At 53.5% G+C, this 21849-nt stretch carries 14 protein-coding genes, 2 tRNA genes and 3 rRNA genes; 7 read left to right on the top strand and 12 right to left on the bottom strand.

The window, feature by feature from the left end:
* Window positions 1-38: 38 nt before the first annotated feature.
* The 3 genes from SQ11_RS01500 to SQ11_RS01490 form a co-directional block, all read right to left on the bottom strand.
* On the bottom strand, window positions 39-407 hold the full coding sequence (locus SQ11_RS01500; protein WP_041512326.1) for a YciI family protein: 369 nt from the start codon (window positions 405-407) through the stop codon (window positions 39-41).
* 159 nt (window positions 408-566) lie between these two features.
* A complete protein-coding gene (locus tag SQ11_RS01495) occupies window positions 567-1859 on the bottom strand; it encodes an RNA polymerase sigma factor (RefSeq protein ID WP_232297847.1) in 1293 nt (430 codons plus the stop codon).
* Between the two features lie 363 nt (window positions 1860-2222).
* The gene (locus SQ11_RS01490) at window positions 2223-3506 is read right to left on the bottom strand and encodes a DUF2130 domain-containing protein (protein WP_041512324.1); all 1284 of its coding nucleotides are present in this window, start codon (window positions 3504-3506) and stop codon (window positions 2223-2225) included.
* Window positions 3507-3810: 304 nt separating this feature from the next.
* Here SQ11_RS01490 and SQ11_RS01485 point away from each other — a divergent pair, with 304 nt between their 5' ends.
* The 7 genes from SQ11_RS01485 to rrf all read left to right on the top strand — a co-directional run bounded on the left by SQ11_RS01485 (window position 3811) and on the right by rrf (window position 11274).
* Window positions 3811-4428, top strand: a complete 618-nt coding sequence (locus tag SQ11_RS01485; protein WP_041512323.1) for a superoxide dismutase — start codon at window positions 3811-3813, stop codon at window positions 4426-4428.
* An 18-nt stretch (window positions 4429-4446) separates the two neighbouring features.
* Window positions 4447-5649, top strand: coding sequence for a tyrosine--tRNA ligase (tyrS, locus tag SQ11_RS01480; RefSeq protein WP_156972381.1), 1203 nt, complete (start codon window positions 4447-4449; stop codon window positions 5647-5649).
* A gap of 286 nt (window positions 5650-5935) precedes the next feature.
* Window positions 5936-7471: ribosomal RNA gene (locus tag SQ11_RS01475) — 16S ribosomal RNA — on the top strand.
* Window positions 7472-7594: 123 nt separating this feature from the next.
* Window positions 7595-7671: transfer RNA gene (locus SQ11_RS01470), tRNA-Ile, on the top strand.
* A gap of 6 nt (window positions 7672-7677) precedes the next feature.
* Window positions 7678-7753, top strand: a tRNA-Ala gene (locus tag SQ11_RS01465).
* Between the two features lie 391 nt (window positions 7754-8144).
* Window positions 8145-11034, top strand: a 23S ribosomal RNA gene (locus tag SQ11_RS01460).
* A gap of 127 nt (window positions 11035-11161) precedes the next feature.
* A 5S ribosomal RNA gene (gene rrf / locus SQ11_RS01455) occupies window positions 11162-11274 on the top strand.
* The 16S, 23S and 5S rRNA genes sit together here with 2 tRNA genes alongside, the layout of an rRNA operon.
* Before the next feature lie 243 nt (window positions 11275-11517).
* Here rrf and SQ11_RS01450 read toward each other — a convergent pair.
* The 9 genes from SQ11_RS01450 to SQ11_RS01410 form a co-directional block, all read right to left on the bottom strand.
* Window positions 11518-12591: a sulfate/molybdate ABC transporter ATP-binding protein gene (locus SQ11_RS01450; protein WP_041512322.1), complete on the bottom strand. Its 1074-nt coding sequence runs from the start codon at window positions 12589-12591 to the stop codon at window positions 11518-11520.
* A complete protein-coding gene (cysW, locus tag SQ11_RS01445; RefSeq protein WP_041512321.1) occupies window positions 12581-13465 on the bottom strand; it encodes a sulfate ABC transporter permease subunit CysW in 885 nt (294 codons plus the stop codon). The genes SQ11_RS01450 and cysW overlap by 11 nt, the downstream gene beginning before the upstream one ends.
* 10 nt (window positions 13466-13475) lie before the next feature.
* Entirely contained in the window at window positions 13476-14306 is an 831-nt protein-coding gene (cysT, locus tag SQ11_RS01440; RefSeq protein WP_041512320.1) for a sulfate ABC transporter permease subunit CysT, read from the bottom strand.
* 26 nt (window positions 14307-14332) lie between these two features.
* A complete protein-coding gene (locus tag SQ11_RS01435) occupies window positions 14333-15175 on the bottom strand; it encodes an EAL domain-containing protein (RefSeq protein ID WP_084226676.1) in 843 nt (280 codons plus the stop codon).
* Window positions 15153-15572 (bottom strand): DUF2325 domain-containing protein, encoded by a 420-nt coding sequence (locus SQ11_RS01430; protein WP_041512319.1) that lies wholly within the window; start codon window positions 15570-15572, stop codon window positions 15153-15155. Before SQ11_RS01430 ends, SQ11_RS01435 begins: the two co-directional genes overlap by 23 nt.
* A gap of 45 nt (window positions 15573-15617) precedes the next feature.
* Window positions 15618-16613, bottom strand: coding sequence for a sulfate ABC transporter substrate-binding protein (locus SQ11_RS01425; RefSeq protein ID WP_041512318.1), 996 nt, complete (start codon window positions 16611-16613; stop codon window positions 15618-15620).
* Between the two features lie 44 nt (window positions 16614-16657).
* Window positions 16658-18352, bottom strand: a complete 1695-nt coding sequence (locus SQ11_RS01420; protein ID WP_041512317.1) for an alginate export family protein — start codon at window positions 18350-18352, stop codon at window positions 16658-16660.
* A gap of 229 nt (window positions 18353-18581) precedes the next feature.
* Window positions 18582-20405, bottom strand: coding sequence for an alginate export family protein (locus tag SQ11_RS01415; protein ID WP_306463957.1), 1824 nt, complete (start codon window positions 20403-20405; stop codon window positions 18582-18584).
* 341 nt (window positions 20406-20746) lie between these two features.
* Entirely contained in the window at window positions 20747-21739 is a 993-nt protein-coding gene (locus tag SQ11_RS01410; protein WP_041512316.1) for a sulfate ABC transporter substrate-binding protein, read from the bottom strand.
* Window positions 21740-21849: the final 110 nt, after the last annotated feature.

Here is a 21849-nt window from a genome sequence, read left to right as displayed (position 1 = left end):
GACGGGTGCTGCTCGGATCACGGTGCCTCCAAAATTATTTATCCCAGCGCGCGCAGCGTCCGTTCGTCTTCGGCGATGGGCCGCACTTCGACGCATCCGATCCGCACCCCCGGAATCCGGGAGGCTATCTGTATTGCCTCGTTCAGATCCTTGGCCTCGATGACATAGTAGCCCCCCAATTGTTCCTTGGTCTCCACAAAGGGGCCGTCAGTCGTCGTGATCTTGCCTTGCCTAACCCGGACCGTAATCGCGGCGTCAGGAGGTTGCAGCCGGTTGCAGCCGAGAAAGTGACCGCTTTCCCTGATGGCTTTCGTGAATTCGGCGTATTCTTCGTAGTGCTGTTCCGCTGCGGCTTCTGTCATCTGTTCCATGACGGTTTCGGCACAGATTAGGCATAGGTACTTCATGGGCAACCCCCGGTTTGGCGTGAAAACTGGTTGAATATCGTGTAGTCGTTCGGCAAGGTCCAAATTCGACATCGGGAGCATGCGCGAGATTTTTTTTCTTGGACGGGGGCGATAATCGGGTCGCTCTCCAAAGCTCCACAGGCGTGGCGGGGAACTGTTTCAATCCCGCAATTCGCATAATCTGCGTTCAAGAAACCGTCGTTCGGGTTCCTGGCGGGCGAGACTATAGGCGCGTTCGTAGGAGGCCCGGGCTTCTTTCGTCCGTCCGAGCCGCCGGCACAAGTCGGCGCGTGCCGAGTGTGCCAGATGGTAGTCGGCGAGATCGCCCCGCGTCAGGATGGCATCAATGAGTGCCAGGCCTGGCAGGGGTCCGTCACGCATGGCCACCGCCACGGCGCGATTCAGTTCGATCACAGGCGATGAATCGGTGCGCAGCAGTATATCGTAGAGGCTGGTGATTTCAGCCCAGTCCGTCGCCGCAGCGTAGGGCGCGTTGGCGTGGACGGCCGCGATCGCGGCTTGAAGGGCGTACGGGCCGAACCGGCGCGACGATAGCGCCCGTTCCACCAGCGCCGATCCTTCCGTAATGTAATCCATGTTCCAGAGTGAACGATCCTGATCATCCAGCAGGATCAGATCGCCGTTCGGCGCACTGCGCGCCGCGCGCCGCGATTCCTGCAGCAGCATCAGCGCAAGAAGTCCCAGCGCCTCGGCCTCCGGCAGCAATTCAATCAATAGTCTGCCTACGCGGATCGCCTCACCCGAGAGATCGGAACGCATCAGCGCTCCGCCCGATGACGCGGAATAACCTTCGTTGTATACCAGATAGATCACCCGCAGCACGCTGTCCACTCGATCCGGCAGCTCGGCCGGTGAAGGCACCTGATAGGGAATGCGCGCATCGCGGATTTTCGCCTTGGCGCGCACGATACGCTGGGCCAGCGTGGGTGCGGCGGTCAGGAAGGCACGGGCGATCTCTTCGGTCGTGAGGCCGCATACCTCGCGCAAAGTGAGCGCCACTTGAGCGTCTGGAGACAGGGCAGGATGGCAGCAGGTGAAGATAAGTCTAAGCCGGTCATCCTCTACCCCTTCACCATCCAGCTCATCGCCGCTGTCGGCTGCCAGCCGTTCTGCCAAGTCGTCCGGCAACGGCTCGAATCGGGCTCTTCTGCGTATGCCATCGATTGCCTTGAAGCGGCCTGTTGAAACGAGCCATGCCTGCGGCTTGGCTGGCACACCGTCACGCGGCCATTGCTCCAACGCGGCCCTGAAGGCATCATGCAGCGCCTCCTCGGCGACATCGAAGTCGCCGAGGAGGCGGATCAGCGTAGCAAAGATGTGGCGTGAGTGGGAACGGTAGATGGCGTCTACCGTCTCGCGCGCGCGTTGGGGAACATTCTCATGTTGCATCAGAACCCCGCCTTCCGTAGTCAGGAGATTGTCAGTCGTCACCCCACACCGGAGAGCGGGGTCCAGTATAGGGCGCTAAGTTCAGGCAATATTTTACAACCAGTCTGTCGGCACTTGGCAAAATGAGATGCTTGACTGAATGAACCGAATATCGCCTTGGCTGTTCTAGCGAAGCAATGACTCCCACTCCATCCAATCTTTCCCATCCTGTATCATCGAAGCGGTCGCCGGCATGCACCGCCATAAACGGGGTTGATGACCGGAATCGGGCAATTGGCTTGTGTTCGCCTGAGGCGTCGCACAGCTCCAGAATGTATTCGGTACGCATCAAAAATGGCCTAACGTTTGAGTCGATTCAGCGGACGGCAAAGAGCGCAGCGTTTATGGGTTCGCTGGAAGAAATTATTACAAATGCTCGTCGTTCAGGCCCAGACTCTTCAATTCAAGTCCCTCGATCTCCTGCAGCGATTTGCCCGCGATCCCCTGCAAATCCCCATACATACCCACCGTTGCACCCATAACACGCATAATCTGCTCTTCGCGCTTCGCCCATTGCTTCATTATCACCTTGCGTTCCTTATCGAGATCGTCCTGCATGGTGGAAAACGCTTCGACGATGGCCTCAACGCGCTGGCGGAAACGCGGTCCGGTGAGATACTGGTAGACCATCTCCGTTTTGGTTTGCAGACCTTCCGAGGATTGCCGCGCCAGGGCGATCTCCAGCAATGATTGGCGCAGGATAAGCGCTACAGGCAGCGCGGCGCGAGGATGCGTTACCCAGATGCCCTCAACCATTTCAAAGGTTTCAACGCCCTTTGGCAACGTTTGGCTCACGATTACGGCGATTTCCGCTTTGGCGGTACGCTGATCTTCCCGCAGTTTGGCGAGCCACATATCGCTCCAGTTCCGGGTGCGCTTGGTTTCCCAAAGAATGGTGCCGCTGAACTGGCCCTCCGTGCCGACGACACGATGTAATACATCCCCGCCGTAATCGCCCTTGGGTACCGGCTCGATCGCATCGAACGGGAATTTGGCACGCAGCAGGTTTTCGAGCGCCAGCTCCTGCACTTCTCCCTGAAGCTGCTGCGATCCCTGCTCGGCCCTGCGCTTCAGCTCTTCAATCTTTTGCTGCATGGATGCAATCGTCTGATCTTTTTCCATCACCTTGAGCTTAAGTCCCTCCTCCGCTTCTTGCCTGGCCTTCGCGCGTACTTCGCCGAGTCCGTCCTGTATGCGTTTTTCCACAGTAAGTTCGAATTCGCGTCTGGCATCATCGAGCTCCCGTTGTTTTTTGGTAAGATCGGCTTGTACTTTTTGCGCCGCGGCGAGCTTCTCGTCGCGACCTTTGAGTACTTCCTGAAGCTCCGCGAGCTCCCGTATCTTGTTTTCCAGCTCGACGGCGCTGGCAAGCCTCGCTTTTCTGGACTCTTCGGCAATAACGCGAACACGTTCGATATTCAACTGCGCGGCGACTCGATCGGCTACCTGGGTATCCAGGGTGCGTTTCGCCTCTGTCATTTCTCTCTCTTTTTCCCGCATGCTGAGTTCGCGTCTCGCGATCTCGTCATCTTTCCGCAAAAGCTGCTGCTCGAACTGCTTGCGCGTGGCGGCTAGCAGCGGTGCGGCAAGCGACTCGGTGAGCCGGATTTCGGTTTTGCAGTGAGGGCAGGTAATGATGGGTTCCGTCATGCTTGTTCCTGGGATGGATTCGCCGCTTCTGTCTCTATGAAAGCGGATTTGATGTTCCGATTATAGGTTAAACCGGGTTGCAGGCGGCGGCACCGTCGCAAGGTTTAGTTTCTGCGCCGGTCTCAAGTGCGGTGGCATGCTATTTTCGGATATACTTGCTTTCATATTGCCTGACCGGATGCATGGTCAATCACGCATCAACTCTTTCCCTTCAAGTGTTGTTTATATGGGTTCGATTCGTTGCGTTTCCACATAAGAGCAATGGAACGGATATTTTTCATGTCACCACATAGGAGCGAAAACAATGAGCGATCAAAAAACTGGAAGTGCGCCCCACACTCTGCCGCCTTTGCCTTACGCGGATAATGCGCTGGACCCCGTTATATCCGCCAATACGCTGAGCTTTCACTACGGCAAGCATCACAAGACTTATGTCGATAATCTGAACAAGTTGGTAGCGGGTACGGAGCTGGCGGATTTGTCGTTGGAAAAGGTCATTGCCGCAACAGCCGGCCAAGCGGATAAGGCCGGTATTTTCAACAATGCTGCGCAAATCTGGAATCACACTTTCTACTGGAATAGCCTGTCCCCAAAGGGCGGGGGCGAACCTCCTGCGGCATTGAAGAAAAAAATCGAAGCATCTTTCGATACCGTGGAAGCGTGCAAAAAAGAACTGGCGGCGGCGGCGACGACCCAATTCGGCAGTGGCTGGGCCTGGCTGGTGCAGGATGGCGACAAGCTCAAGGTGGTCAAGACAAGCAATGCGGATCTACCCTTGACCAAGGGATTAAAGCCGCTGTTGACCATAGACGTGTGGGAGCATGCCTACTACCTTGATTACCAGAACCGTCGCGTGGATTATGTCAATGCTGTGCTCGACAAACTGATCAATTGGAGTTTTGCGGCGGATAACCATGGGTAGCATGCCCAAAGCGCCGCTGTGATCAGGCCAATAACGGAACAACTGGAGATCATCAAGCGCGGCTGCAGCGAGCTCCTCGTGGAAGAGGAGCTCGCGCAAAAGCTTGCCCTGGATCGTCCGCTCAGGATCAAGGCTGGATTTGATCCCACCGCCCCGGATTTGCACCTTGGGCACACTGTTCTGCTTAACAAGATGCGTCACCTGCAGGATTTAGGGCATCGCGCCTTGTTCCTGATTGGCGATTTCACCGGGATGATCGGTGATCCCAGCGGCAAGAACACGACTCGTCCCGCCCTCACTCGGGAACAAGTGGATGAGAATGCGCAATCCTATGCAGATCAAGTTTTCCGGATACTCAAGCCCGAGCAGACTGACGTGGTATTCAATTCCACATGGATGGACAAGCTCAATGCCGCCGATCTGATCAAGCTGGCGGCCACCCATACCGTTGCGCGCATGCTTGAGCGGGACGATTTTGGCAAGCGTTATGGAAGTAACAAGCCCATCGCGATTCACGAATTTTTGTATCCGCTCATTCAAGGTTATGACTCGGTTGCCCTCCGAGCGGATATCGAGCTGGGAGGCACCGACCAGAAGTTCAATTTGCTGGTGGGGCGGGAACTGCAAAAGCATTTCGGGCAATCGCCGCAATGCGTCCTCACGATGCCACTCCTGGAAGGGCTGGATGGGGTCAATAAGATGTCCAAATCCTCCGGTAATTATATTGGCATCGCCGAGACTCCCACCGAGATATTCGGCAAGCTGATGTCTGTTTCCGATGAGCTGATGTGGCGTTATATCGAGTTATTGTCGTTTGAGCCGATCAGTGTTGTGCGTCAGTGGCAGCAGGAGGTGCGGCAGGGGCGCAACCCGCGCGACATCAAAGTCCTGTTCGCTCAAGAGGTTGTTGCGCGTTTTCACAGCAAACACGATGCGGAAATCGCACTGGCTGACTTCGAGGCACGCTTCAGGCGCGGCGCGATACCGGGTGACATTCTTGAGAAAGTGTTGCATACTGGAAGCGAAGGATTGCTCATTGCTCAAGTACTCAAGCAAGCCGGATTAACGGCCAGTACGACTGAAGCATTGCGCATGATCGAGCAAGGTGGTGTCAAGTTGAATGGTGAAAAGGTTGGCGACAAAGCGCTCAAGCTAAGTCGCGGAGAGACCGCCGTAGTACAAGTAGGCAAACGAAAATTCGCCAGAATTATCCTCTCCTGATAAAGAGTGCAAGGAAGTACCAGAAACCCCTTGACCCTCTGTCTGGTATCTGTATAATGCCGCCTTCTGTCGCGTCTACCTGAAGTTTGTAGCCGGCATCGTTCTTTAAAAATTTACAGCCGATAGGTGTGGGCACTTGACCGGGACACCCGGAACTATTTCGTCTTTCGAGACAAAATACCGGGTAGCTTAAGAGTTGAAGTGCTCGCACGATGTAGATTCCGGCTCCTATCTTGATAGAAATCGGAATCGCAGTAACACGTCAAGCGAGAGTTTTACCAGTATTGAACTGAAGAGTTTGATCCTGGCTCAGATTGAACGCTGGCGGCATGCTTTACACATGCAAGTCGAACGGCAGCACGGGGGCAACCCTGGTGGCGAGTGGCGAACGGGTGAGTAATGCATCGGAACGTATCCTTAAGTGGGGGATAACGCATCGAAAGATGCGCTAATACCGCATAATCTCTGAGGAGAAAAGCAGGGGATCGCAAGACCTTGCGCTTTTGGAGCGGCCGATGTCTGATTAGCTAGTTGGTGAGGTAAAGGCTTACCAAGGCTTCGATCAGTAGCTGGTCTGAGAGGACGACCAGCCACACTGGGACTGAGACACGGCCCAGACTCCTACGGGAGGCAGCAGTGGGGAATTTTGGACAATGGGGGAAACCCTGATCCAGCCATGCCGCGTGAGTGAAGAAGGCCTTCGGGTTGTAAAGCTCTTTCAGCCGGAACGAAAAGGTTACGGTTAATACCTGTGACTAATGACGGTACCGGAAGAAGAAGCACCGGCTAACTACGTGCCAGCAGCCGCGGTAATACGTAGGGTGCGAGCGTTAATCGGAATTACTGGGCGTAAAGCGTGCGCAGGCGGTTTTGTAAGTCAGATGTGAAATCCCCGGGCTCAACCTGGGAACTGCGTTTGAAACTACAAGGCTAGAGTGTGGCAGAGGGGGGTGGAATTCCACGTGTAGCAGTGAAATGCGTAGAGATGTGGAGGAACACCGATGGCGAAGGCAGCCCCCTGGGTTAACACTGACGCTCAGGCACGAAAGCGTGGGGAGCAAACAGGATTAGATACCCTGGTAGTCCACGCCCTAAACGATGTCAACTAGTTGTCGGGTCTTAACGGGCTTGGTAACGTAGCTAACGCGTGAAGTTGACCGCCTGGGGAGTACGGTCGCAAGATTAAAACTCAAAGGAATTGACGGGGACCCGCACAAGCGGTGGATTATGTGGATTAATTCGATGCAACGCGAAAAACCTTACCTACCCTTGACATGTACCGAAGCTCGCTGAGAGGTGAGTGTGCCCGAAAGGGAACGGTAACACAGGTGCTGCATGGCTGTCGTCAGCTCGTGTCGTGAGATGTTGGGTTAAGTCCCGCAACGAGCGCAACCCTTGTCATTAATTGCCATCATTCAGTTGGGCACTTTAATGAAACTGCCGGTGACAAACCGGAGGAAGGTGGGGATGACGTCAAGTCCTCATGGCCCTTATGGGTAGGGCTTCACACGTAATACAATGGCGCGTACAGAGGGTTGCCAACCCGCGAGGGGGAGCTAATCTCAGAAAGCGCGTCGTAGTCCGGATCGGAGTCTGCAACTCGACTCCGTGAAGTCGGAATCGCTAGTAATCGCGGATCAGCATGTCGCGGTGAATACGTTCCCGGGTCTTGTACACACCGCCCGTCACACCATGGGAGTGGGTTTCACCAGAAGCAGGTAGTCTAACCGCAAGGAGGGCGCTTGCCACGGTGAGATTCATGACTGGGGTGAAGTCGTAACAAGGTAGCCGTAGGGGAACCTGCGGCTGGATCACCTCCTTTCTAGAGAAGATTCCGGATCAAGTGTCCACAACCTATCGGTTGTTCTATAAAGCAGGGCTGGGGGCTCAGGTGTAGAGGCTGGAAAATCGAGAAGCCCCGGCCCTTATTTTTGAGCTCTGTTCAGGGTCTGTAGCTCAGTTGGTTAGAGCACACGCTTGATAAGCGTGGGGTCGGTGGTTCAAATCCACCCAGACCCACCAGCTAACGGGGGTGTAGCTCAGATGGGAGAGCACCTGCTTTGCAAGCAGGGGGTCATCGGTTCGATCCCGTTCACCTCCACCAATTCTGCGGTCAGGGATTAATTAGTTTAGAAAATAGAAGTAAACGAAAACGTTTACTTCTGGTTTTTAACCAGCGGCTGTATTTCGGGGATCATAAAAGGAAGCATGCGAGGTGCTTTGCATCAACCTTTGCTTTCATAATGTTTTCCCTGCGTTCTTTAACAATTTGGAAGAAGTAAATATTTCGCGTTCAGCGAATGCGTGGCTTTTTTGGGCCTCGTGTTTGAGGAAAGCGGAATAATGGGTTAGATTGTATCGACGCACTGTATTTTTAGTCGGATGCAGTGCGCGCAGACACCTGTAACTAATTGGTTTGGAATAGCTTCAGAGCTGGATCGAATTTTTGATTGTTTCCAGTCCTGATTTCCAATTCCGAGCCCTTAAGGTTATAGGATCAAGCGAATAAGTGCATGTGGTGGATGCCTTGGCGATTACAGGCGATGAAGGGCGTGGAAGCCTGCGAAAAGCTCCGGGGAGCTGGCAAACGAGCATTGATCCGGAGATGTCCGAATGGGGAAACCCGGCCCGCAAGGGTCAACCTTGACTGAATACATAGGTCAAGCGTGGCGAACCTGGCGAACTGAAACATCTAAGTAGCCAGAGGAAAAGAAATCAACCGAGATTCCCAAAGTAGTGGCGAGCGAAATGGGAACAGCCTCCAATTTTTAGCACTTGAACTAGCCGAGCCGTCTGGAAAGTCGGGCCATAGTGGGTGATAGCCCCGTAGGCGAAAGTTTGAGTGTGGAACTAGGATTGGGACAAGTAGGGCGGGACACGAGAAATCCTGTCTGAATATGGGGGGACCATCCTCCAAGGCTAAATACTCGTAATCGACCGATAGTGAACCAGTACCGTGAGGGAAAGGCGAAAAGAACCCCGGGAGGGGAGTGAAATAGACCCTGAAACCGCATGCATACAAACAGTGGGAGCGGACTTGTTCCGTGACTGCGTACCTTTTGTATAATGGGTCAGCGACTTACATTCAGTAGCAAGCTTAACCGAATAGGGGAAGCGCAGCGAAAGCGAGTCTTAATAGGGCGTTTAGTTGCTGGGTGTAGACCCGAAACCAGATGATCTACTCATGGCCAGGATGAAGCGGGGGTAACACCTCGTGGAGGTCCGAACCCACTAATGTTGAAAAATTAGGGGATGAGCTGTGGGTAGGGGTGAAAGGCTAAACAAATCTGGAAATAGCTGGTTCTCTCCGAAAACTATTTAGGTAGTGCCTCACGTATCACCTTTGGGGGTAGAGCACTGTTATGGCTAGGGGGCCGTTTAGGCCTACCAACCCATGGCAAACTCCGAATACCGAAGAGTGCGAGCGTGGGAGACAGACATCGGGTGCTAACGTCCGGTGTCAAAAGGGAAACAACCCAGACCCTCAGCTAAGGTCCCAAAGACACAGTTAAGTGGCAAACGAAGTGGGAAGGCTAAAACAGTCAGGAGGTTGGCTTAGAAGCAGCCATCCTTTAAAGAAAGCGTAATAGCTCACTGATCGAGTCGTCCTGCGCGGAAGATGTAACGGGGCTCAAACTGTGCACCGAAGCTAGGGATTTACACGCAAGTGTAGATGGTAGGAGAGCGTTCCGTAAGCCTGCGAAGGTGGCTTGAGAAGGCTGCTGGAGGTATCGGAAGTGCGAATGCTGACATGAGTAGCGATAAAGGGAGTGAAAGGCTCCCTCGCCGTAAGCCCAAGGTTTCCTGCGCAACGTTCATCGGCGCAGGGTGAGTCGGCCCCTAAGGTGAGGCAGAAATGCGTAGCTGATGGGAAACTGGTCAATATTCCAGTACCTTTGTTCAATGCGATGTGGGGACGGAGAAGGTTAACTCGGCCGGGTGTTGGATGTCCCGGTTCAAGCGTGTAGACGTGCTGCTCAGGCAAATCCGGGCGGCTTAGTTGAGGCGTGATAACGCAACGTCCTTCGGGACGCCAAGTGAGTGATACCCTGCTTCCAGGAAAAGCCACTAAGCTTCAGTTGAATGAAGACCGTACCGCAAACCGACACAGGTGGGCGGGATGAAAATTCCAAGGCGCTTGAGAGAACTCAGGAGAAGGAACTCGGCAAATTAACACCGTAACTTCGGGATAAGGTGTGCCCCTGGTACGTGTAGCGCCTCGCGCGTGAAGCGGAAGGGGGTTGCAAAGAAATGGTGGCTGCGACTGTTTAATAAAAACACAGCACTCTGCAAACACGAAAGTGGACGTATAGAGTGTGACGCCTGCCCGGTGCCGGAAGGTTAAGTGATGGGGTGCAAGCTCTTGATCGAAGCCCCGGTAAACGGCGGCCGTAACTATAACGGTCCTAAGGTAGCGAAATTCCTTGTCGGGTAAGTTCCGACCTGCACGAATGGCGTAACGATGGCCACACTGTCTCCTCCTGAGACTCAGCGAAGTTGAAATGTTTGTGAAGATGCAATCTCCCCGCGGCTAGACGGAAAGACCCCGTGCACCTTTACTGTAGCTTTACATTGGACTTTGACAATATCTGTGTAGGATAGGTGGGAGGCGTTGAAGTGGGCTCGCTAGAGCTCATGGAGCCGACGTTGAAATACCACCCTGATGTTGTTGAGGTTCTAACCTAGGTCCATTATCTGGATCGGGGACCGTGTATGGTAGGCAGTTTGACTGGGGCGGTCTCCTCCCAAAGTGTAACGGAGGAGTACGAAGGTACGCTAGGTACGGTCGGAAATCGTGCTGATAGTGCAATGGCAAAAGCGTGCTTGACTGCGAGACTGACAAGTCGAGCAGATGCGAAAGCAGGTCATAGTGATCCGGTGGTTCTGTATGGAAGGGCCATCGCTCAACGGATAAAAGGTACGCCGGGGATAACAGGCTGATTCCTCCCAAGAGTTCATATCGACGGGGGAGTTTGGCACCTCGATGTCGGCTCATCACATCCTGGGGCTGTAGCCGGTCCCAAGGGTATGGCTGTTCGCCATTTAAAGTGGTACGTGAGCTGGGTTTAAAACGTCGTGAGACAGTTTGGTCCCTATCTGCCGTGGGCGTTGGAAGTTTGAGTGGACCTGCTCCTAGTACGAGAGGACCGGAGTGGACGCACCTCTGGTGTACCGGTTATGACGCCAGTCGTATCGCCGGGTAGCTAAGTGCGGAAGAGATAACCGCTGAAAGCATCTAAGCGGGAAACTCGCCTCAAGATGAGACTTCCCGGGGGTTAAACCTCCCTAAAGGTTCGTCGAAGACCACGACGTTGATAGGTCGGGTGTGGAAGCGCAGTAATGTGTTAAGCTAACCGATACTAATTGACCGTGCGGCTTGATCCTATAACCTTAAGAAAGACATATCAGGTGTTTGCCCTGATGCAATCTTCCCAATTTACTTCTTCCAGAATGTGGCTCGCGATGAGACAACAAGATTCATTGCTCTCCCGCTTGCCATAATAAAGTTACGCTTGGCGGTCATAGCGCTTTGGACCCACCCCTTCCCATCCCGAACAGGGCCGTGAAACGAGGTCGCGCCGATGATAGTGTGTATTCACATGCGAAAGTAGGTCACTGCCAGGCACCTATAATAAAAAAGCCCCAGCTCTTATGAGCTGGGGCTTTTTTATTGATGCATAACTTAAATCGGAAAATACGGAATTGAGTATGACGGCTATTCGGATTCAGCCTAAAATCCGGTAGTTGAAAGTGCGCAATCCGCGCCGTCGCGGGCTCGCTCAAGAGAGGTAAGAATTAAATAATAATGAGTTCTTCATGAATCATAACCCTAGACTGCAAATGAGCAATCAACCGCTGCACTTAGATTCAGTGCACTTGGTTGGGAAATAAATCAAAGCGGGAAGGTTTAATGAAGACTCGATCGCCCCGAACCAACTGTAATTCGCGAAAACGCTCCTTGCTGATCTCTACCTGGATCAGCTCCTTATCTTCGCTGTCATCCCGGATAAGTTCAAGACGGACCACCGGTCCCACTGAAAGGATATGGAAAACCCGCGCAGGAAGCGCGCCCCCATCGTGAATCACCCGGTCAACATGGATATCATGCGGACGTACATATGCGACAGCAGCCAGTTCCTCAGCTTCGGTATGCTCAGGCGCATCGACTTCGATACCCCCTATCCAGGCGCGTCCATGGTGCAGCCGACCATGAAATAGGTTTACCTTGCCAAGAAACTCGTAGACAAACGGACTCGCCGGCTGCTCGTAGACTTCGTCCGGCGTGCCGATCTGCTCAATGCGGCCTTCATTCATTACGACTACCCGGTCCGCCACTTCCAGCGCTTCTTCCTGATCATGGGTGACGAACACGCTGGTGATATGCATTTCGTCATGAAGCCTGCGTAACCAGGAACGCAGCTCTTTGCGCACCTTTGCATCAAGCGCCCCGAAGGGTTCGTCCAGTAGCAACACTTTGGGTTCCACCGCCAGCGCTCGCGCCAGTGCAACGCGCTGACGCTGGCCCCCGGAAAGTTGATGCGGATGCCGGTCAGCCAGCCAATCCAGTTGTACCAGTTTCAGCAAGTTGTGGACCCGATTGCGAATCTCCGCATCCGCAGGGCGGCTGTCCTTTGGACGTACACGCAACCCAAACGCGACGTTCTCGAATATTGTCATATTGCGGAACAGCGCATAGTGCTGAAATACAAAACCTACCTGCCGCTCCCGCACATGTTGCTGGGTCGCATCTTCACCTTGGAACAATATTTGGCCGGCATCCGCTGCCTCGAGACCCGCGATCACCCGCAGCAAGGTGGTTTTTCCGGAACCCGAAGGACCCAGCAACGCCAGCAGCTCACCCGAATGCACTTCCAGACTGACATCGCGCAGTGCGGCGAAAGTCCCGAATTGTTTGGAAAGACCACGTACCTCAATGCTCATTAGGATTCTCCCTGTCCCTATTCTGCCCATTTCTGGATTCAACGAACGTTTTCAGTGCAAGCGTTACCAGTGCAAGCAATGCCAGCAGCGATGCAACCGCAAATGCAGCGGCGAAGTTGTATTCGTTATAAAGGATTTCGACGTGAAGCGGCAAGGTATTGGTACTGCCGCGGATATGGCCCGAGACAACGGATACCGCTCCGAATTCGCCCATTGCCCGTGCATTGCAAAGAATGGTGCCGTACAATAGACCCCACTTGACGTTAGGGAGCGTGACGCGGAAAAAGGTCTGCCAGCCGCTGGCGCCCAGCACCACGGCGGCTTCCTCTTCCTCGGTACCCTGTGCCTGCATCAGCGGGATCAGCTCACGGGCGATAAACGGAACCGTCACGAAGATCGTGGCCAGAACGATGCCCGGCACTGCGAATATGATCTTGATATCGTTTTCCGCCAGCCACGGCCCAAACCAACCCTGCAAGCCGAAGATGAGCACGTAGATCAGCCCTGAAACCACGGGCGATACCGAGAATGGCAGATCAATCAACGTAATCAACAGGTTCTTGCCGCGGAATTCGAACTTTGCGATAGCCCATGCAGCCGCTAGGCCGAATATCAGATTGAGGGGGACCGCGATCGCCGCAGCGGTCAGGGTAAGCTTGATCGCCGCCACTGCGTCCGGCTCTGTAATGGCAGCAAAGTAGACATCCACGCCTTTCTTTAGCGCTTCGTAGAAGACCGAGATAAGAGGTACGAAGAGGAATAGTGTCAGAAACGTTAGCGCCAGTCCGATCAACGTCCTGCGTACCCACGCGGGTTCATCTGTCGCTGCTCTACGGTGTATCCCGGCGGGTGTCGGCAATGCAATAGTGCTCATCGATAGAATCTCATGCGGCCATACTCCGGCGGCTCCACCACTGCAGCAGATTGATGATCAGCAGCATCACAAACGAAATCACCAGCATGACTACCGCCAGCGCGGTGGCGCCCGCGTAATCATACTGCTCAAGCTTGGTGATGATCAGAAGCGGAGTAATCTCCGAAATCATGGGCATATTGCCGGCAATGAAAATGACCGAGCCGTACTCACCAATCGCGCGTGCAAACGCAAGCGCGAAACCTGTCATCAATGCCGGAAAAAGTGTGGGGAAAATAACCCGCGTGAAAGTCTGCAGCCGAGTCGCACCCAGCGTTGCCGCGGCTTCTTCCAATTCCGACTCGATATCCTCGAGCACCGGCTGAACCGTACGTACCACGAATGGCAAGCCAATAAAGGTCAACGCAACAAAAATGCCGATCGGTGTGAAAGCGATTTTGATGCCGAGAGGCTCGAAAAATTGACCAATCCAGCCGTTACCTGCGTAAAGCGCGGTCAGCGCAATACCGGCCACCGCTGTTGGCAGCGCAAAGGGAAGATCCACCAGCGCATCCACAATCTTCTTGCCTGGAAAGCGATAGCGTACCAATACCCACGCCACCAGAAGACCGAATATGGCGTTGACCACCGCAGCTGCAAATGAAGCCCCGAAAGTCAGCCGGTAGGAGGCCACCACACGGGGTGTCGTCACTACAGCCAGGAATTCCGGCCATGTGAACGCGGACGTGCGGATAAATGCCGCTGACAGCGGGATCAGTACGATAAGACTCAGATAAAGCAGGGTAAACCCGAGCGCCAGATTGAATCCTGGCAGAACGCTGTATTGCTTGAATGTGCCCAATTCAAAACTCCTATTGATCCATTTGCTTAACCGCTTACATTTCCTGCCCGCGCTGCATGACCCTCACCCCGCAGCTGCCCGAAGCTCCTTGCTTCAATCGTGCGGGCCGGTTCTCCCAGAAAACGGCCCTGCAAGAAATCGGCACCTGCTCGAATTGCAGCCGCTAGCTGCTGGCTGGTTTCGATATCTCGCACCAACAGAGCGGCCCCGAAACGATGAACGGTGTCCAGCAGCGAATCCGGGCCATTGTGCTGCAATAGGGTTGAAGCGTCCTGTCGGACGATATCGGGATATAGGCTTCCCAGTTCCGCCATCCAGTTGTTGCCTACACCGCTGTGATTCGCCGCGATCCGATAACCGCGTGAACGATAGTTGCCGATCACGTGCCTGAGCAGCCGCCAGTCCCGATTCACCTCGGCCGGAATTTCAATAACCACGCGAGAGGCAGCCACCCCGATGAGATCGAGGACCTCGGCGAACGCGCGGCCATGATCGTCCTTGACGCTTTCCAGCAGGCGTGGCTGCACGCTGACGAAAAGATCGCCCGGCCCCAAAGCGATACTGAAATAATTGATCGCATGCAATGTCCGGCACAGGCGATCCAGCTTGACCAGTAGCGTATCCTCCGCCGCCAACGCAAAAATGCCCCATGGAGGTACCACATTCTTATGGTCGGGTTCGCAACGCACGTAAGCGGCATGCCCAACAACCTGGCGGTTATGTGCATCAACAACCGGCTGAAAGACGCTTGACAAACGATTATTGGAGAAATGCCCGATTACCCAGCCATCATCTTCCGAGGGATGCAGCAGATAATCGGTGGTCGCCTGAACCCGCCTCAATTCATCATGCGCATTCCTTGTTTTCATACCGGTGCTCTTTCCTTCGTTCAGGCAATAAGATAATCGAAGCTGCCAGGCAGCCCCATTGTTCAACGATGAGTATTATCGATTGGATAGCGTCGCCGCGGCGACAGGGAACCTCGCTTAATTCCATACTTTCCAGCTTTCTCCGCAACTCATGCGTTGAGTTTCTGCAGAACACCAGGGGTACGCCACTTTTATTCGCCTGCTGCTTCAAAGCATTCGATACGCTGTGGCTGACATAATCGTACAGTATCACCACCAGTCTGGCGCTGCCGGGAATTGTACGCTTGGTAATTCTCGACTGTCGACCATCCCAGTGTTCGACATCGGTCAGGCCGTGCGCGAGGAGTTCCCGCTTCAAGGTTTGTATGTAGTCCCCACCCACGATCAATGCAGTCATGCTGACTCCTGAATTATATGGTGGCGCTTCCGCGCCGCAGGATGCTTATTTCTGATAAATTTGATCGAACGTCCCACCATCCGCAAAATGAACCTTGTATGCATTCTTCCAGCCGCCAAACGCATCATCGATCTTGAACAGTTTGATGGCAGGAAATCGATCAGCATATTTTGCGGCAACCTTGGTGTCGGTAGGACGGTAGAAATTCTTTGCGGCGATCTCCTGACCTTCCTCCGAGTATAAATACTGTAGATAGGCTTCGGCGAGATCGCGCGTACCCTTCTTGTCCACCACTTTGTCTACTATCGCGACCGGCGGTTCGGCGAGTATGCTGAGTGACGGCACCACGATTTCAAACTTGGTGGGACCGTACTCCTTGATCGCGAGGAAGGCTTCGTTCTCCCAGGAGATGAATACGTCGCCGACACCGCGCTCGACGAAAGTCGTGGTTGAGCCGCGCGCGCCGGAATCAAGCACTGGAACATTCTTGTAGATATCCGCGACAAATTCTTTTGCTCTGGCCTCACCAAAGTTTCGCTTCCCAAATTCCCATGCTGCCAGATAATTCCACTGCGCGCCGCCAGAGGTTTTTGGATTGGGTGTAATCACAGCCACACCAGGTCTGGCCAGATCGTTCCAGTCCTTAATCCCCTTGGGGTTGCCTTTGCGCACCAGAAAAATAATGGTCGAGGTATAAGGCGTGCTGTTGCGCAAAAGGCGCTTCTGCCAGTCTTCAGGCAGCAATTTGGCTTTTTCCGCGATGGCGTTGATGTCGTTGGCCAAGGCGAGCGTCACCACATCCGCCTCGAGACCGTCGATCACTGAGCGCGCTTGTTTGCCGGAACCGCCGTGGGATTGCTTCACGGCCACTTTCTCCTTGGTCTTTGCCTGCCACTGTTTTATGAATGACTCATTGAACTCCTGGTAAAGCTCACGCGTTGGATCATAGGAGACATTAAGTAAAGTCCTGTCCGCGAAAGCGTTGCCGTTGATTAACAAACTCGCTAGCAAGGCTGCTGTCAGCCATGTTTTAATTTTCATTTTTCCTCTGATGTGATAATTAAATAAATCTAATCAGGCTCCGATTAAAAAGCACTGATTACTACTTCAACATAAAAAAAGTCGGAGCCTCTCGGGCTTCTGCCCAACGCAGCCATTTGCCTGTTACGTGTGAAGTTGCCGCTGACGAAGTGCGAATAGCCCACCGTAGTGTCGATATTGGGTGTGAGTTTATAGCGCGCGCGAATATCCAAAGCATGTCCGATAAAATCACCACTCCTTCCAGTCGGATCACGATTGAAACCCGGATTCCGAATCGCACTGTTATTGCCATCGAGCAAGTTGTTAAAGCGGTCAGTGCTGCTGGCGAGCCAGAACCAGCTATAGCCGCCATCTATACGCAAATCTTTGGCTGGCTGGAGCTCAAGCTTGATTTTAGGCGCTTTAATATTTTCAAAAACAATGTAGTCGTCCGCGGACCATGGCCGCGCGAAACCGAAGAAGCGTTCAAACCGGTTATTGACGTTGTCATTAGGGTTGCGATCTCCGCTTGCGTAGCCATAAAAGGCGCTGATACGCGGTTTCCAGTCGTGTTTGAAGGTATATCCCGTCTCGAGCGTATAACCGTGTGCGTCATGCTGCTCCGACCCGTTTCTGCCGAATTGATAGATCAGGTTGAAATCATAATCCAGATTGGTATTGCCTATCTTCCCATAGCCACGCAGGGCGGGCGCGTGGATTTCACGGTCAATTTGCCCGGGCATTTTGCTGCCGTCCTGTGCAAGGCCCATATAATAGGGCTGGAGCGTAATAATATCCGACCATTTGCGCCAGTGACCGATAACCCCGTAAAACCACTGATTTTCGACACGCTGATCGAAAGCGGCCAGTACCCGCTTAACGGGTTGATAGGCCCATAAATCAACTTCCCAGTCATTCGCTTCCTGGCCCAGATTAATGCGAAAGCCTTCGAAAGTATTGGTGGTGTTGCGCCATTCGTTACGCCCGATCAAACGCCGGTCCAGCGCCTCATAAGCCATACGGCCTACCCGAAACCTGATTGGACGGTCCTGTTTCCGATCGTCTTGACCCAACGCGCGCTTGAAATACAGTTCGCCATACCCCTGAATCAGGTCGTAGTCGTTAAAATCACGGTCATCATGCGGGAATTTGCCGTTGTAGCGTCGGGAATCCTGAAATTCAATTGCGCCGCGAAACGGATCCAGAATTTCCCTTATTCCAACATAGGCGCGTGAACGTAGTAAAAAAGGCTGGTCAAGTGTAAGGTCGGTGCGTCGTATATCGTTACTCCGAAATTCGTACCGGGTACGGTGATCCAGGCCTACATCCAGCCAGGTGATATCTTTGAAGGCCTCGATACCGGTTTTGCTCAGATTCTTTACATATCTTGGCGGATCAGACTCCGGTTGTGTGGAATAGCTGCTGGCAGGTTTAAAATAGCTGGCGGACTTTTTGCTGGCTTCCGGTGTGGCAGCAAGCGGGGCAGCCGATTTATTCGATGCGGCGGGGTTGCCCGATGACGGTATCGCCCATTTGTAGTCGCCATCCGATAATGGGATTGCCCATTTATAATTATCATCCGATGATTTTATCAACTGTTTATCTGAATCAAATATCCCGGCCTGAGCCAGTTGCTGCGCCCCCTGCTGGGTTCTCACCGAAGATTCTCCCGCTGGCTTATGGCTTTCCCCCGCTTGTAGCAAGCTTACGGGTGATGTGCTGATTGCGGATGCAAGCGCGATTTGCCAATAGTATTTCACTGCTCTCTCCGTAAGTTTATCTGGCCGCTGCTCTGAATAATGAGAAGGCATCGCCGAAGGGCAGATGCCTTTTACTTAAAGCAGAAGATTGTCGACAGAGTAGAAGTTACCAGCCCCCCCTTATATGAGGAACTAATAAGATTAGATTTGTTTATCTCTTTTTATCATATAGAAAGTTGTGAACGCCTGATTTCGAAGGAAATGGCAAATAATGTATATGTGGGATGACTTAAAAGGCGCTCATTAACACTTCAACGTAGAAAAAGTCGGTGTTGCCTGAGCGCTGTACGATATCGTCAGGATGCGCCTCTATCCTGTTTTTTACGAACTCGCCGGCGGTGAAATGAGTGTAGCCGAACGTGGTGTTGATCCGCGATGCGAGTTGATAGCGCAAGCGCAGTTCCACTGCGCCTCCGACATAGTCGCCGCTCCTTCCGGTTCTATCCCGATTAAAACCGGGGTCTCTGACCACGCTGATGTTGCCGTCGAAGGTATCGAAAAGACGATCCGTGCTGCTGGCCAGCCAGAACCAGCTATAGCCGGCTTCTAATCCCAGCTTTTGGGTCGGCTGAAGGTCAAACCTGATCTTGGGCGCCTTGATATTCTCATAAATAACGTAATGATCCGCTGACCAGGGGCGCGCAAAACCAAAGAAACGGTCAAAACGATTATTCACATTGTCGTTGGGATTCCGGTCACCGGTGGCGTAACCATAAAAAGCACTCACACGCGGTTTCCATGCGTAATTGAAGTTATGCCCTACTTCGGCGGTGTAACCATACGCATCATGCCGCTCGGTTCCATGAGTACCGAACTGATAGCTGAAATTGACATCGTAATCCAGCCAATTTCCAATCTTGCCGTAGCCACGCAGCGACGGCATGTGAAGTTCCCGATCGAGCCGGTTTGTTGCGGTATGGCCATTGGGGTCAGCCGTTTGTTTCTGACCCATGTAATATGGTTGCAGCGTGATAATGTCGGACCACTTGCGCCAGTGGCCAATCACGCCATAAAACCACAGGTGATCGTTGCGCCGGTCAAAATCATTTTGCAGACGTTTGACCGGTTGATACCCCCACATATCGATTTCCCAGTCATTGGCTTCCCGGCCTAAATTTAGACGAAACCCCTCAAAGGTGTTGGTGGTATTGCGCCATTCGTTGCGGGCGATAAAACGCCGGTCCAGCGTTTCGTAGGCCATGCGCCCCACCCTGAACCTGAGTGGCCGGTTCTGTTTGCGATCATCTTCGCCCAGCGCATTCTTGAAATACAATTCGCCATACCCCTGGATCAGGTCATAAGGGTTGTACTCCTGGTCAGTGGTCGGAAACCTGTTATTGTAGACTCGCGAATCCTGAAACTCGATAGCGCCCCGGAACGGATCAAGAATTTCCCTGATGCCCAGGTAGGCGCGGGAACGCAGAAAGAATGGGTTATCGAATCCGCCTTCAACCCGGCGTACGTCGTTGTGCCGCATTTCGTAACGGGTGCGGAACTCAAAGCCGATATCCAGCCAAGTAATGTCCTTGAACGCCTCGATGCCGATGTCGCTCAACCGGCGCACATATCTGGGTGGATCGGTGTCGGGATTAGTGGCATAGCTGTTGGAGCGCCGGTGATAGCTTGTGGGTTTGGAGGTTGCTTCCGCTTTGGCGGCGGATTGCTCCCACCAGTCGTACTCGCGATCCGTATTCATGGCCGGTCTGGGAGGAGACGGTTCAGCAGGCCGATGCCCCGGTTTGATCGCCCATTTGAAATTTCCGTCTGTTGATTTGACTGCCTTTTTATCTGCGGCTGATGCTTCCGCCTGGCCTATTTGCTGCTGTGTTCTTTGTTGGATTACCGAGGATCTGCCCGGCGGTGTGCCGGGTTCCTCCGCCTGAATCGGACTTACAGGTAATGCACTGAGCGCGGATGCAAGCGCGATTTGACAATAGTATTTCATTGATTTTTTCCAAAATGACTCTCCCGCTATTCCGGGCAGGTCGCCTGCGCAGTTGTTGCGCGTGTGCTGCGCCATCGGCAGCAAGCCGACAACCCATATTAAAAACATGCTTTCTTGTAATCTTGCTGGCTACTACTCGGGATAAGAAAAGGCACTGTTTGGTGACAGGTCCTTGAACTAAACCGGAGAAGCATTGGAATGGAAGTTATCAGTGTCCCGTTATGCAAGGAACTAATAAGACTTGATTTGTTTATCTCTTTTTTTCATATGGGGGGTTTGCATAGCCATCGTGCTCTGCTATGCGGTTGACGCCGGTCGCTTTCACTGAGCGGTCTTCACGACCCGGATCGGCCGCCTAATAGGATTATCCGAAAGGATTATCCGAATTTAATACGGGGTTCCGCGAAGTACGCAAGCAAGCCCCACAGGATTCGCCGTGTTCGCCATGGTTACTTCACGTAATAGATTTGATCGAACAGGCCGCCGTCGTCGAAATGAGCAGCCTGGGCCGCTTTCCAGCTACCGAATATTTCGCCGATGGTAAATAGATTCAATTTCTGGAATGCCGCCTGATGACGTGCCAGGATCCTGGCATCACGCGGACGGAAGTAATGCCTGGCGGCAAGCTCCTGCCCCTCTTCTGAATAAAGATATTCCAGATATGCTACCGCGAGTTTGCGAGTGCCGCGCTTTTCGACCACTTTGTCTACGATGCTGACCGGGTTCTCTGCCAGAATACTTATCGATGGATAGACCACGTCAAATTTATCGTCACCGAGTTCTTTTCGGGTCAGGAATGCCTCGTTTTCAAAGGTCAGCAGGACGTCGCCGATGCCGCGTTGGACGAATGTCGTCGACGCTGCCCGGCCTCCACCGTCCAGCACGGGCACATTCCTGAATAACCTGGCAACGAAGTCTTTCGCACCCTGCTCGTTGCCGCCCCTCTTGATCACATACCCCCACGCAGCGAGATAGCTGTAACGGCCATTGCCGGAAAGCTTCGGGTTGGGAATCACCACGGCCACACCCGGCTTGACCAGATCATCCCAATCATGAATGTTCCCGGGATTACCCTTGCGAACAAGAAATACGGTAGTGGATGTATAAGGGGCGCTGTTGCGCGGGAAGCGCTTCTCCCAATCCCGTGGAATCAATCCTCCTCGTTCCGCAAGCAGATCGATGTCGTTGGCCTGGTTCATGGTGATGACGTCGGCCTCCAGACCATCCAGGACTGCGCGAGCCTGTTTGCTCGATCCACCATGGGATTGATTGATGGTCACCGTCTCGCCGGTCCTTTGCTTCCAGAAAGCGGCGAAGGCCGGATTGTAATCTTTGTAGAACTCGCGGGTAACGTCGTAGGAAACATTCAGCAGCGAGATTTCTCGAGATTCCGCTTGTGCGGCGCCGATTAGCAGCATTCCGGCAATCAGTATTCGAAACATGCTTCCTCCGTGGCCTTGCTTGGCTTACGCCCTGGGATTAATGGGCAGCACCGCCGGATGGCGGGTACCTTGAATTAGGGGAAAAGAGTATCGACGGAACAGAAGTTACC

It is taken from the genome of Nitrosospira sp. NpAV (assembly GCF_000832065.1).
In the GTDB taxonomy this organism is placed as follows: Bacteria; Pseudomonadota; Gammaproteobacteria; order Burkholderiales; family Nitrosomonadaceae; genus Nitrosospira.
This window is presented reverse-complemented; position numbering and strand designations above follow the sequence as displayed.